The organism is Maribacter sp. PR66 (assembly GCF_028464205.1).
GTDB lineage: Bacteria > Bacteroidota > Bacteroidia > Flavobacteriales > Flavobacteriaceae > Maribacter > Maribacter flavus.
In genome coordinates this window covers 146,490-159,459 of record NZ_JAQPCH010000003.1, presented here as the reverse complement: position 1 = coordinate 159,459, position 12,970 = coordinate 146,490, and the positions used below count along the sequence as shown (strand labels likewise).

Genomic DNA, 12,970 nt, shown 5'->3' with positions numbered 1-12,970 from the left:
CATTTGGGAAGGGCTTTCATTTATTTATTTTGAAATTATATATGTGTTAGGTTTGGAAAGTTTTCATCTTTTCAGCCTCTATTTTTTAGCAAGGACAGTTTCATAAAGGTGTATTAATTCCTGATAAATATTAAATCGATTTCTAGTCTAAATTTGAACCAACTAGATTTTAGGACCTTTAACAAGATTACTGTTCCCTAAGGCCTCTTTGGCGGATTTGTACCCCAGTTCAAAAAGAACATCTATATTTTTTAGGGAAAACATACTAAACTCTGCCATGCGCTCTGGGCGTATCAGAACATCACATTGACCAAATTTTAGCACAGTTTCGTTGGCAACCATTATATGGTATGCTCGCTCCAATACATTATGGGCATGCTTCAACTCTGTTTTCTTCATCTTTTCAAAAGGATTCACATAGATTCCTATAATCTGATCGCAAAAATCTTTGATAAGATCGACCGGGAAATTGTTCAAAGTGCCACCGTCAACATAATAGCCGTTCTTAAAAGGAACAGGTGCAAATAAACCAGGTACGGCTGCAGAAGCCAAAATGGGTTTAATTAACTCACCTTTGTTAAAAATTTTTAAGGTACCATCCAAAAGGTTGGTTGCGGTAACATGTAAGGATATCATTAAGGATGAAAAGTTATCCTCTGGAAGATAGGCTTTTAAATGATCATAGAATTTTTCAATATCCACAAAACCAGGTTTGCTACGTGCATATTTTTTAATGCTGAAAATTTGTGTTGATTTAAAAAAATCCAATATTTCTTCCCAATTGCTACCCCCGGCATATAGTGCGCCAACTATGGCTCCTGCACTGGTTCCGGCAATATGGGATGGGTGGATACCAAATTCCTCGAGTGCCTTGATGGCACCAATATGAGCTACGCCCCTAACGCCTCCTCCTGATAGTACCAAACCAACATTCATATAGTTTTTAATTGAAGCTCGCGCAAAAATACCTTGTTAGCTCCTTGGTTAAAATGACAATCATCATATTTAGTCTTATTAGTATTGGTATGACCGAAATCATTTCTTTCCCTCTATATCCGTAATATATTTATTTAACAATTTACAACAAGTTCTTCGCCAAGTATATTCCTAATCAGTGAAATGGTAATAGCCGGAATTAGGATGTAAAGAATCAAATGCATAGCGTGTTAACCAAATGAAGTATTTGTTAAGCCATTAAAAACAACATAGATGTACTTTAATTAAATAGATTCCTAAAAAGCTAGAAGAAAATGAAAACAATTCTATTGATAGAGGATAATGAAACTGTAAGGGAGAATACGGCAGAGATAATATCTTTGGCCAATTATAACGTAATAACCGCAGAGAACGGAAAAATTGGATTGGAAAAGGCCAAGGAATTTTTACCTGACTTAGTTATCTGTGATATCATGATGCCACAAATGGATGGATATGAGGTGCTGAGGTCTTTAACCGACAATAGTGGAACATCAAGTACTCCGTTTATTTTTCTAACGGCAAAAACAGATAGGTCTGATAGACGAATGGGGATGAACCTTGGTGCCGACGACTATTTGACCAAACCGTTTGAAGAGGAAGAGTTATTGGATGCGATTTCTTGTCGTTTAAAAAAGCATGATAATTTAGAAAAGGAAATTACAAAAAAACTAGAGGGTATCCATTCATTTCTAGTGGAGGCTTCAGAATATGTTGATTTGGAAGGACTTTCTAAAAACCGCACCGCTAGGCCTTTTGAGAAAAAGGAAATGGTTTTTTGGGAAGGCGATAATGCTCAGTCTCTTTATTTCATTGTAGCTGGATCCATAAAAACATATAAAGGTACCGAATCCGGAAAGGAACTTGTCACTGGAATTTATGGCCCAGGTGATTTTATAGGACAATTATCACTGCTCAATGTGGCTGGGACATATGTAGAGAATGCAGTTGTTTTGGAGGATGCTGAAATTGGTGCGATACCCAAAAAGGACTTCCTAAAACTGTTATACGAAAACCCTATGGTATCCCAAAAATTCATAAATATCATTTCAAATAATCTAATTGACGTTCAAACACAGTTAGTAGACATGGCCTTTGCAACAGTGAGACAACGTGCCGCAAAGGCTCTTTTGGAGCTATATGACAAGGGATTGATCAAAGATAAACCAGAAGATGGTAAGTCTATTCCCCGTGAGGATTTTGCCGGCATGATAGGTACAGCAACGGAAACGGCCATTCGTACCCTTTCTGATTTTAAGGATGAAGGCTTAATCATCACAGATCGCAGCAGAAGAATTGTTATTATGAACAAGAAAGAATTAGAAACCGTTGCGGATTCCGGATAAAAATGAATTTATGATTGGCTCCTATCGAAAAAAAAATCCATTACTTTCTTGGCAAGATATGCCACGATTAAATTTTTCCACCCACCGCTGGTTCCAATATTCGACCCTAGGCTTTTAATTAAATTCAAAGGAGATAAATCTTTTTTAGCTCGTTGATAATGAAATTTAAGGCTTTCTTGACTTATTTCCCGCTGCAATTTTAAAATCTTTAAGCGGGTATCCAACTCCTCAAATGAACCGTACTCCCTTTTCATCGTTGTTCAAAATAATAGTTGGAGAATTTCCTTAGTATAGGAGCGTTAAGTTTCTTCCTGAAAATATAGAGCATAATCCCTAGGAGTACATAAAAAGCACCAATTATGATAAAACCGCCATAATAACTGCCCAACGATTCTGATATTGCCAAACAGGCGGCGAACGATAAAAAGAGTAAAGCAAAAACGGAACCAATACCAATGAGCAGCGATTGAGTGATGGAGGTAACAAAGAGCATGAGAATCTTAAATATCCTGAGTCTCAGATACTCTTCGCTAGTTTCCACATAAGACCTCATTTCGGCTTCCGCACCCATGAGTTCTTCTTTGATTTCGTCAAAAGCCATAGCCGCTATTTTTGTAGTTGGGCGTTCTTCTTTTTAAGCTCTTCGAGTTTCCGCTCTAGATTTTCGATAATATCATCTGCCTTGTAGCTCATGGTTGAGATGGCTTCATCCAATTTTCTATCAAAAGCGTCCTTTTTTTCGTTTGCCGATTTTGTAAGTTCTTCTTTGGCGTGAGAGATACGCTCTGCAAGATCGTGAGCGGTATCATCAACCTTCCTTTTAATTTTATGGCGTGTCTCAACGCCTTTATCGGGAGCATAAAGAATTCCTATTCCCGCACCAATGGCGGCTCCTGTTAATAGTGCCAGTAAAACATTTCCGCTATCGTTTGTCATAATCTTGGTTTTAAAATTACTTTGTTCATTAAATTTTCTATCTAAAAATATGCAGGAAATAATGTACGTGAAATGACTTTGGTCATGCTCCTTGAATTAGGTGATTGCGCTGTGATATTTAAAGACCTAAAGTTGTAAAGGATAGCCAAGTTATTCTCTTAATTTCTACATTTTTGGTAAGCATCATATGAGGAGGATATAGCTTTTGATCAAAAGGGATTTTTTTAGAAGACCATATCAACAATAAAATAAAGAATGCATTCTGTTTGATTTGTGGACTAGATTTCTGATGCATTAGTGGGTGCAATAAATGTTGGGAAATCATCTGGAATGTAAATTGGGCAACACTTCAAGCCCATATACATTGGATTAAACCAGGAAATTATTAGTGACTGCAAACTTTCATATTTGGCCTATGGGCTAGTCCTTATGAATGCAGATGTTGAACTATCTGCAGTTGGTGATTTTCGGGTTGGCCTATTACAGCAATATCTAAGAGAGTACTCTTAATCTAAAATTTGAATTTCCATTCTATAGACAATTAGGACATTCCATGTATTGTAATAATGTGTTTACTGCATTTATATAAAAATCATATAAGAATGATTTAGGTCATGTTTATAGCTTTCAACTTTTCTTTTATTTACTTCTTAAATCGAGTTTATGAAGCGGAGAAAATTAAGTAAATCGATACTAAAAACGATTGTGTTTTTACTTATTGCCAGTTGTGGTCCGGTCGTAATAACTTCAAGAGGGAATAATCCGCTGCCGCCGTGGTTCTATCCAAATAGGCTAGAAGTGGTTCGATATGTCTATTTTCCTGAGTTTAGTATATATTATGATTTATTCGCAAGAGCTTATATTTTTTTAGAGGGAGGTATTTGGTTGCGTAGGAATGATTTGCCATCAAGATACAATAATGCCAATTTAATGCACTCGGGTTATGAAAGAATTCAAAATTATAGCGACGACAATATTAGTAGATATCATGAAGAAAACAATACAAATAGGGGAAGGAGCAATAGAACAGTTAGAAGAAATAATGAATGACTAAGAAAGTAATTCTAATACTTGTTTTGCAATCTCTAATTCTTCATTGGTAGGAATGACTAAAATCTTGACTTGAGAGGAATCGGTATTAATTTCTCGTAATTCATTTGTCTGTTTTTCATTTTTTACTAGATCCAATTGGATTCCTAGATAATCCATGTCCAAACAGGCTAGTCTTCTGATTAAACTGGAGTTCTCCCCAATACCTGCAGTAAATATAAGAGCATCGAGCCCATTCATTGCCGCGGCATACCCTCCAATATATTTTTTAATTCGGTAGGCGTTCATGTCAATTGCCAATTGACAGTTTTTATCCCCTTCTTCAGCTTTTGCCTGTATATCCCGTAAATCACTAGATCCCGTTAGTCCTAGCATTCCACTTTTTTTATTCAATAATTGTTTTATCTCGTTTAGGGAGTATCCTAAACTTTCCGCCAAGTAGAATATAACGGAATGGTCTATATCTCCACTTCTTGACCCCATGATCAGTCCGTTGGAAGGAGCGAAACCCAAACTATGGTCCACACTTGTACCGTTAACTATAGCCGTCATACTACATCCGTTTCCTAAATGAATGGATATTATTTTTGAGGTTTCCTTGCCAAGATATTTTATGGCTTTTTCGGACACGTATTTATGACTGGTACCGTGGAATCCATAAACTTTTATGTTATCCTCTGTATAAAATGTATTGGGTATAGCATACTTTCTAGCCTTAATGGGCATGGTTTGATAGAAGGCCGTATCGAATACAGCCACCTGTTTAGCCGTTGGAAATAATTTTTCTGCAATTTCAATACCTTCCAGGTTAGGTGGATTGTGTAATGGGGCCAATGCGGAATAGTAATTTATTTCATTCTTTACATCTCCGTTTATAAGGGTCGTTTCCGCAAAGGAATCGCCACCATGTACGACACGGTGACCTACCGCATGGATATCTTGCGGATTTTTAATTGCCCCTTTTTGCGGATGTGTCAAATAGTTGGCAAGGATACTTAACCCTTCTCGATGCGTCTTTATTGGAACGGTTTCTTGAACATTGATATCATCCTTTTTAAAGCGCAGTATAGCATCTTCATAACCAATACGTTCCACCATTCCGGAGCAAATTATCTTTTCTAAAGGCATTTGCAAAAGTTTGAACTTAATAGAGGAGCTTCCAGAATTTAGAACAAGTATTTTCATTATTCGTTTTTTATTAAAAACCTTGGGCCTGTATTGCCGTAATGATAACCGTATTGTAGATGTCCTCTACCGTACACCCGCGGCTAAGATCGTTAACCGGTTTATTAAGACCTTGTAGCATTGGACCAATGGCCAGTGCTCCAGTTTCCCGTTGTACGGCCTTATAAGTGTTGTTTCCTGTATTGAGATCAGGAAAAATGAAGACGCTTGCCTGGCCTGCTACCTGGGAATCGGGTAGTTTGGCGAGACCTACCTTGCTGTCAACGGCTGCATCGTATTGAATTGGACCTTCCACTTTTAGTTCCGGTCTTTTTTTCTTGATGATTTCGGTTGCTTTCCTTACACGATCTACATCTTCACCAACGCCAGATGCTCCCGATGAATATGATAGCATGGCTATCTTGGGTTCAATGCCAAAAGCGATACTGGTAGCCGCAGATGAGATGGCAATTTCCGAAAGTTGTTCTGCGGTAGGATTGGGATTGATGGCACAATCTCCAAAGATAGTTACCCTATTGGGCAAGCACATAAAGAATACAGAGGAAACAATAGAGACCCCTGGCCTTGTCTTAATAAATTGCAGGGCGGGCCTTATGGTATGTTGTGTGGTATGCACGGCTCCGGATACCATGCCATCCGCGTGTCCCATGTACACCATCATTGTGCCAAAATAGGAAACATCTTCCATCAAGTCTTTTGCCATGGCCAGATTAACGTTCTTATGCTTTCTTAGTTCAAAAAGGGTAGTTGCGTACTCCAAGAAATGTGGTGACTCCGCTGGATTTACGATGTTTATGGCCGATGCATCCAAAACTATATCCAATTCAATGATTTTACTCTTGATTTCTTCTGGGTTTCCCAATAGTGTAAGGGTTACGGCATCTGCATCTATGAGCTTTTTAGTGGCGAGCAGAATGCGCTCATCCGTACCTTCTGGTAGTACTATGTGCTTTTTTTCCGATTTCGCCCTTTTTAAGAGATTGTACTGGAACATTCTGGGGGTTATACCACGAGGCTTAAACGTTATTAACCGTTCCGCCAGTTGGGTGGTGGGAACATGTTTCTCAAATTCCTGTATGGATGTATTGATTTTTACGGTGTTCTCAGCGTAGATTTTGGGTCGAATGGTTCCAATTTGGTTTGTTACGGAAAAAGTACCTCCCTGTACGGATAGGATGGGTACAATATCGGACAGTCCTTTAATCAATTTGACAATTGATTTCTCCGGCAACAATCCGCCCGTTAATACAATTCCAGAAATATTGGGATAATTAGCAGAAATATTCGCCTGTAAAGCCCCTAATATTATATCTGCCCTATCGCCAGGAGTAATCACCAAGCTGTCCTTTTTAAGATGGGTGAGATAATTTCTTAATTGCATTGCCCCTACACTAAAGCCACCTGCTTGATTGTTCAAAAATTCTTCTCCAAAAAGGACCTTGGCCTCCAGTTCTTTTGAGATTTCCTTGACAGTAGGGTTCCCTAACAGCGGATTTATTGGAATGACACCCACCAATACATTATTGGGAAGTTTCTTTTGCAATCCAACACTCACGATATCCATATTTTTTGGATCAACTTTATTGGCAACGGTCATTAACACTTCTACACCCTTTTCTTTAAAGGAATCATAGGCCATAAAAAGGTTGCCGATGAGTTCATCCAAAGTCTTACCGGTTCCGCTTGCAATAATCACTGTAGGAATACCAAGGTTTTTGGCCACAAGCACATTGATATCCCATTCGATTATTGCCCCTTCACCAGAAAAATCTGTTCCCTCGACAAGAATAAAATCAAATTGGTCCTCTATTGCCTTGTATTTATGTATTATGTGACCAAGAATTTCATCGTCCCTGTCTAAATTTTTTTGTTTTACAACTTCACTTCTAGTGTAAGCGTAAGCATCCGTAAATTCCAAGTCCAACTCAAAGTGGGTAATAATAGTATGGATATGGCTGTCCATGGTACCTTTTTCAAAGTCGTCTATTATTGGCCGGAAATAGCCAACTTTTGCGGCTTTTCCCAGTAGGAGTTGCATTAGACCTAAAGAAACTATCGATTTTCCACTATTTGGTTCAGTGGTGGCAATATAAATGGCTTTGCTCACAGGTAAAGGGGTTTGTGGCTAACAAATTTATGGGATTCTTTAGTATTAACCCATTTAGTCTTTATAAACAAAAGAAGAAATCTTTTAATATACGTTCTAGATTGAAATTCCTTTTCATAGGATCTTAGTGAAGATAGGGCAAATACCAGCTTCCATAATAAAGATTTAGTGCTATTTGCTACTTTCTGCCGTTCCAAAAGTGACTTTCTGTTGTTCGGCCTTGTTGATATTTTTGATACCCTGTAGTAAAGCATCAGGATTAAAAGAAATGCTATCAATTCCTTCTTGAATAAGAAATTTTGCAAACTCTGGAAAGTCACTGGGAGCTTGACCGCATAATCCGATTTTTATATTTGATTTTTTTGCAGATTTAATTGCCATTGAAATCATACGTTTGGCGGCTTCATCATTTTCATCAAATAGTTTTCCCATAATTTCGGAATCTCTATCTATACCTAATGTCAATTGAGTCAGATCATTAGATCCAATGGAGAACCCATCGAAGATTTTTGCAAATTCTTCGGCCAATATAACATTGCTTGGTATTTCTATCATGGTATACACTTCCAGACCATTTTCGGTACGCTTAAGTCCATTTTCTTCCATTACTGTAAGCACTTTTTTACCTTCCTCGACAGTTCTACAAAAAGGAACCATCACCTTAAGGTTGGTTAGCCCCATTTTTTCACGTACTTTTTTTATAGCTGTACATTCCAAGGCGAAACCATCTTTATATAAATCACTATAGTATCGTGAGGCACCCCTAAAACCCAACATAGGATTTTCCTCATAGGGTTCAAAATCCGATCCCCCAATAAGGTTCGCATATTCGTTTGTCTTAAAATCACTTAGTCTTACGATGACCTCTTTTGGATAAAAGGCCGCTGCTATAACTGCTATTCCTTCCGCCAGTTTATCAACAAAATAGTCAGCTCTGTTGGTATATTGGCTTGTCAATTGCATTATTCTATTTTTTACTTTGGAGTCTTTTATTTCCTCAAATTTCACCAAAGCCATAGGGTGTATCTGGACGGAATGAGTAATGATAAATTCCATCCGTAATAAACCGATTCCATTATTGGGATAAAATGAAAGTTGGAAAGCGTTTTCAGGATCGGCCAAAATCATTTTGGCTTCCGTTTTTGGAAGATGGATTTCCGTAAAATCGATTTTACGTTCCTTAAATGGAAGTTCCCCTCTATAAATGTACCCGATCTTTCCTTGGGCACAAGACATAGTAATTATTTCACCGTTGACTATTTCTTCTGTAGCGTTGCCACACCCAACAATTGCCGGGACGCCCAATTCACGGGCAACGATGGCTGCATGACTGGTTCTGCCCCCTTTATTCGTAATAATTCCACCGACCTTTTTGAGCAAAGGATCCCAATCCGGAGTAATGGTGTCCGTCACAATAATGGACTCTTTGGTCAAAGGCCCAGCTTCATTGGGAGAATTTAAAAGTACAGGGTAACCAATTTTTATTTTAGATCCAACGGCATCTCCTTTAACTAGCAATTTGCCCTCCTTCAATAGCTGATATTCTACGTGTATGTTTTTATTCTTGGTATGATGAACCGTCTCTGGACGGGCCTGCGTGATGAATAATTCTTTTGTAATTCCATCCTTGGCCCATTCAATATCCATGGGTTTTTGGTAATGTTCCTCTATTAGTAGGGCCCACTTGGCCAAAGTAATAATTTCATTATCGGTCAATACATATTGTTCTTGTTGCTTTAATGGGGTATCGATGTTCAAGGTTGTTTCCTTTTCTTTTTCCGAAGCATAGACCATGGTCAGTTTTTTATCGCCCAGTTTTTTCTGAATTATGGGATACATATCTTTCTTAATGCTGGGTTTAAAGACATAGAACTCATCTGGGTTTACTATGCCTTGTACAATGTTTTCACCCAATCCCCAAACCCCCGAGAGTAATACAATGTTCTCAAAGCCGGATTCAGGTTCTATTGTAAAACCCACTCCAGAACAGCTTTTATCTGATCGTACCATTAGCTGTACACCCACTGATAGGGCGACATCTTTGTGATTGAATCCCTTGTCCTCTCGATATTTAATGGCTCTATCAGTATAGAGAGAGGAGAAGCATTTCTTGACGGCCCCCAAAAGCTCCAACTCTCCTTTAACATTTAAAAAAGTATCATGTTGACCTGCAAAACTAGCATCTGGAAGGTCCTCTGCCGTTGCACTACTGCGCACTGCTACGGCCAATTCACCATTGTCACAAAGTTCCTTATAGGCACGTATAAGGGCGTTAGAAAATTCTTTGGAAAATTCGCTTTCAAGAATCAGGTTCCTTGCCAGCGTACCTATCAGATTTAAATTTGTGTATTGGTTTCTGTCCAATCTTGATATGATATTTTCCAGGGCACGCTGTATATCATTTTCCTTTAAGAAGTTCCAAAAAGCAGTGGACGTACTGGCAAAACCATTAGGAATATGTACTCCTTTTGGTAACAATTGATTATACATTTCTCCAAGAGAAGCATTTTTTCCTCCTACCGTTGATACATCCGTAATACCAATATGACTGAATTTTTTTATAAGCATTACAAAGAGAATTTATGGATTTAATAGAGGTAACTTGCCAAATTTCTCCATAAGAGACCTTAACTTATGTTGGACGTTTCTAAGATTCCCTTTTCTTACCTGTAATTTCATGAATATTAATTCGGAATACGATGGGCGAACCTTCCGATTCAATCTTGGCCGAAAATTCACTGATGTATTCGCTCTCCATCCCTTTAGTGCGACTCAAAATATTTTTTATACCCTCTGAAAACGCATGAAGCATATGTTTTGCATCTATACCTTTTAATTCTTGAAAAGTGCCATGTACTTGAACTGTCTGCCAATTCGCTACTGAATTAATCTGGCTCACCATTAAAGCTATGGTATTGTTTTTGCGCATTGCTGCAATTTTGTGTCCTTCTGAAGAGTAACTAGTAAGGGTATGGCTTTCTCTATCATAATAATAGGTCATTGGCACTATATATGGACTTGTACCCGATATATATGCTAAGTTTCCTATATAGTTGCTGGATAGTATTTGAAGGTTTTCAGTAGGTTCTAAATTTCTTCTCATAGCTTTGGTTTTATCTTTTTCCAAAACTAGTTTTTACAAAGTGAAATCCATATGACATTGGTCATCTAGGAAAAATGGGAACGATGTTTATTTAATTAGGGATATTTAAAAACCTAAAAAAGAACATATATTCTTAAGAAGACTATAAGTTGCTCATATAAGGTAAGGAAATGACTGAATTTTGCTTTGGTATCCATGAAAACATTCATAGAACGAACAAAAAATTATCATGACAAAATAGTTGTATTTACAACATCTGATGAAGGCTCGTATAGGATGGAAGGAGTGGATGACATCACAGGAGAATCGCTTATAGAGAATGTGCCACTTTTTGTGAAAAGAATTAAAGATAGCCAGGAGTCTTTTTCTAAAATAGCTGTCATTTGGGCGATAAGACCAAAATTAGAAATACTATTCATTTTCTATAAAGCGTATGGACTCATCTTTTTGTTCGGTATTTTCCAATAGGGAGTCTTTTTCTCCATAAAGAAGTTCTGCAACCTCTATGAGGTTTTTAATGATTTCGTTCAAATTATCTTTATCATTGACCAAAGAAGATGCCATCTTGGGAGTAATTAAATTATCCCTAATTAACTTATTAATTGATTTGGTGGTTTGATATTTTCCATCCTTGGCTTTGTTTTTAAGTATTAAAAGTTTGGTATCATAGATTTGCTTATCAACTTGCGTCCTTAACAAATATACTACGCGCAACACCCTAATTATTTTTTCACGAAACTTGTCATACTCCTCGACCATATGAATATTTTCTGAGGTTCTATATTGGGATACATTTAATCCCAATTCCAAAACACCCTTTATGATTTCCACCATTTTGCGATTGGCTATTTTGATTTCTGTAATCCTATTATTTAGGTCTTTGCCTATTTTCAAGGTACTTTGAGCGGTAGTAGCGTATCTTAGGATCTCGCCATATATGGTTTTTACTTTACTGTAATAAAGGTTTCGAACATCTGTTTTGAAATCCTCTTTGGTTTTCTTTAAAATATCTCTAGGGTCCATGTTGGATTTTATGTCCCCTCTATGAATATTCAGCGCATGTGCTATTATTTCAAAAATCGCATTTTCAAAAAGATATTTGGATTCTTTGGTCAAAGCTGAAACCACAGTGCTTGGGAACTGGAGTATGCTCTCGTTTAAATATTTTGGTTGTTCAATACCCTTTTCTTCATCCTCTTTGAAAAATTTGATTAGAAATTTTTCGGTTCTTTTTGTAAGCGGTATCATAATGATTACGCCCAAAATGTTGAAGGTTGTATGGAACATTGCCAATTTTAGCGTGAAATTATCTCTAGAGACACCGGCGATATCTGATAGGAAATTCACAAAATTGGCAAGAGGAAAAATGATAGCCAAGGCTATGACTCCTGTAAATAGGTTAAAAAATAAATGGGCTCCTGCCAGTCTTTTACCGGCAACGTTGGAACTTAAAGAACCCAAAATTGCTGTTATGGTCGTGCCAATATTTGCTCCTATGGCTAGGGCAAGGGCATTTTCATATTGTATTTGTCCGGCAGCTAATGCAGTTAATATCAAAGCCAAGGACGCACTGCTGGATTGAAGAATTGAGGTAACTATGATGCCAATACCTGCATATACAATAACTCCTAAGAAACCTGGAAGGGCATAATTGGTAAGATCGATATATTCTTTAAATACATCGAAACCTTCTTTCATATATTGTATTCCCAAGAAGAAAAATCCCAATCCCGCGAGAATATTTCCGATTCCCTTCAAATACGGTTTTTTTTGTAGCGAAAAAATTATCCCAAACACAAGCATTGGCATGGCCATAGCTGCAATATTGATCTTTAGACCAAAACCTGCAATAATCCAAGCCGTAGCCGTTGTTCCAATATTGGCCCCAAAAATTATTCCCATTCCACCTTGGAGAGTAACCAATCCTGCACTAATAAAAGAAATGGTTACTGCAGACACCAATGAACTTGATTGAATTAATGCGGTGACTACTGCACCAGCGGCAATGCTTTTGTATAACTTGTCAGTTGCTTTTTTTAAGATTATTTGCAAAGGGCCTTTCGCAAACCCTTTAAATCCTTCTTCCAACATAATCATGCCGAAAAGTAATATGGCAATACCTACAGCGATGGTTTCAAAGTTTGTGTTTAAAAACAAAACCGCTGCAAGCACGATAAGAAACAAATAAAACAATGCTTTTTTAATCATAGAATATGGGAGAAAAAGTATTCAAATTGATTTATAGTTTTTTATTAAAATACGGTTCCA

The 12,970-nt window shown here is 37.5% G+C and carries 10 protein-coding genes; 1 reads left to right on the top strand and 9 read right to left on the bottom strand.

Annotated elements, in window-relative coordinates; translation table 11 throughout:
• Positions 1 to 162: 162 nt before the first annotated feature.
• Positions 163 to 936 (bottom strand): patatin-like phospholipase family protein, encoded by a 774-nt coding sequence (locus tag PP181_RS08220; protein ID WP_272636708.1) that lies wholly within the window; start codon positions 934 to 936, stop codon positions 163 to 165.
• A 314-nt stretch (positions 937 to 1,250) separates the two neighbouring features.
• Here PP181_RS08220 and PP181_RS08215 point away from each other — a divergent pair, with 314 nt between their 5' ends.
• Positions 1,251 to 2,321: a response regulator gene (locus PP181_RS08215; RefSeq protein ID WP_154918261.1), complete on the top strand. Its 1,071-nt coding sequence runs from the start codon at positions 1,251 to 1,253 to the stop codon at positions 2,319 to 2,321.
• 8 nt (positions 2,322 to 2,329) lie between these two features.
• Here PP181_RS08215 and PP181_RS08210 read toward each other — a convergent pair whose 3' ends face one another.
• The 8 genes from PP181_RS08210 to PP181_RS08175 form a co-directional block, all read right to left on the bottom strand.
• Positions 2,330 to 2,575 carry a DUF6327 family protein gene (locus tag PP181_RS08210; RefSeq protein ID WP_154918263.1) on the bottom strand — a complete coding sequence of 82 codons (246 nt, stop codon included), beginning with the start codon at positions 2,573 to 2,575 and terminating at the stop codon, positions 2,330 to 2,332.
• Complete coding sequence (locus PP181_RS08205; protein ID WP_154918265.1) at positions 2,572 to 2,922, bottom strand: hypothetical protein; 351 nt, start codon at positions 2,920 to 2,922, stop codon at positions 2,572 to 2,574. The genes PP181_RS08210 and PP181_RS08205 overlap by 4 nt, the downstream gene beginning before the upstream one ends.
• A gap of 5 nt (positions 2,923 to 2,927) precedes the next feature.
• A complete protein-coding gene (locus tag PP181_RS08200; protein ID WP_154918267.1) occupies positions 2,928 to 3,257 on the bottom strand; it encodes a YtxH domain-containing protein in 330 nt (109 codons plus the stop codon).
• A 1,050-nt stretch (positions 3,258 to 4,307) separates the two neighbouring features.
• Entirely contained in the window at positions 4,308 to 5,492 is a 1,185-nt protein-coding gene (locus tag PP181_RS08195; RefSeq protein ID WP_272636707.1) for an acetate/propionate family kinase, read from the bottom strand.
• A gap of 13 nt (positions 5,493 to 5,505) precedes the next feature.
• Positions 5,506 to 7,599 (bottom strand): phosphate acetyltransferase, encoded by a 2,094-nt coding sequence (gene pta / locus PP181_RS08190; RefSeq protein ID WP_272636706.1) that lies wholly within the window; start codon positions 7,597 to 7,599, stop codon positions 5,506 to 5,508.
• A gap of 171 nt (positions 7,600 to 7,770) precedes the next feature.
• A complete protein-coding gene (ppsA, locus tag PP181_RS08185) occupies positions 7,771 to 10,167 on the bottom strand; it encodes a phosphoenolpyruvate synthase (RefSeq protein WP_272636705.1) in 2,397 nt (798 codons plus the stop codon).
• Between the two features lie 79 nt (positions 10,168 to 10,246).
• Positions 10,247 to 10,726, bottom strand: coding sequence for a pyridoxamine 5'-phosphate oxidase family protein (locus PP181_RS08180; protein WP_272636704.1), 480 nt, complete (start codon positions 10,724 to 10,726; stop codon positions 10,247 to 10,249).
• Between the two features lie 387 nt (positions 10,727 to 11,113).
• Positions 11,114 to 12,910, bottom strand: coding sequence for a Na/Pi cotransporter family protein (locus PP181_RS08175; RefSeq protein ID WP_272636703.1), 1,797 nt, complete (start codon positions 12,908 to 12,910; stop codon positions 11,114 to 11,116).
• Positions 12,911 to 12,970: the final 60 nt, after the last annotated feature.

What these genes read in the sequence shown, in the direction of transcription:
- PP181_RS08220 (WP_272636708.1), bottom strand. Translation starts at nt 936, where the DNA reads ATGAATGTTGGTTTGGTACTATCAGGAGGAGGCGTTAGGGGCGTAGCT.
- PP181_RS08215 (WP_154918261.1), top strand. Translation starts at nt 1,251, where the DNA reads ATGAAAACAATTCTATTGATAGAGGATAATGAAACTGTAAGGGAGAAT.
- PP181_RS08210 (WP_154918263.1), bottom strand. Translation starts at nt 2,575, where the DNA reads ATGAAAAGGGAGTACGGTTCATTTGAGGAGTTGGATACCCGCTTAAAG.
- PP181_RS08205 (WP_154918265.1), bottom strand. Translation starts at nt 2,922, where the DNA reads ATGGCTTTTGACGAAATCAAAGAAGAACTCATGGGTGCGGAAGCCGAA.
- PP181_RS08200 (WP_154918267.1), bottom strand. Translation starts at nt 3,257, where the DNA reads ATGACAAACGATAGCGGAAATGTTTTACTGGCACTATTAACAGGAGCC.
- PP181_RS08195 (WP_272636707.1), bottom strand. Translation starts at nt 5,492, where the DNA reads ATGAAAATACTTGTTCTAAATTCTGGAAGCTCCTCTATTAAGTTCAAA.
- ppsA (WP_272636705.1), bottom strand. Translation starts at nt 10,167, where the DNA reads ATGCTTATAAAAAAATTCAGTCATATTGGTATTACGGATGTATCAACG.
- PP181_RS08175 (WP_272636703.1), bottom strand. Translation starts at nt 12,910, where the DNA reads ATGATTAAAAAAGCATTGTTTTATTTGTTTCTTATCGTGCTTGCAGCG.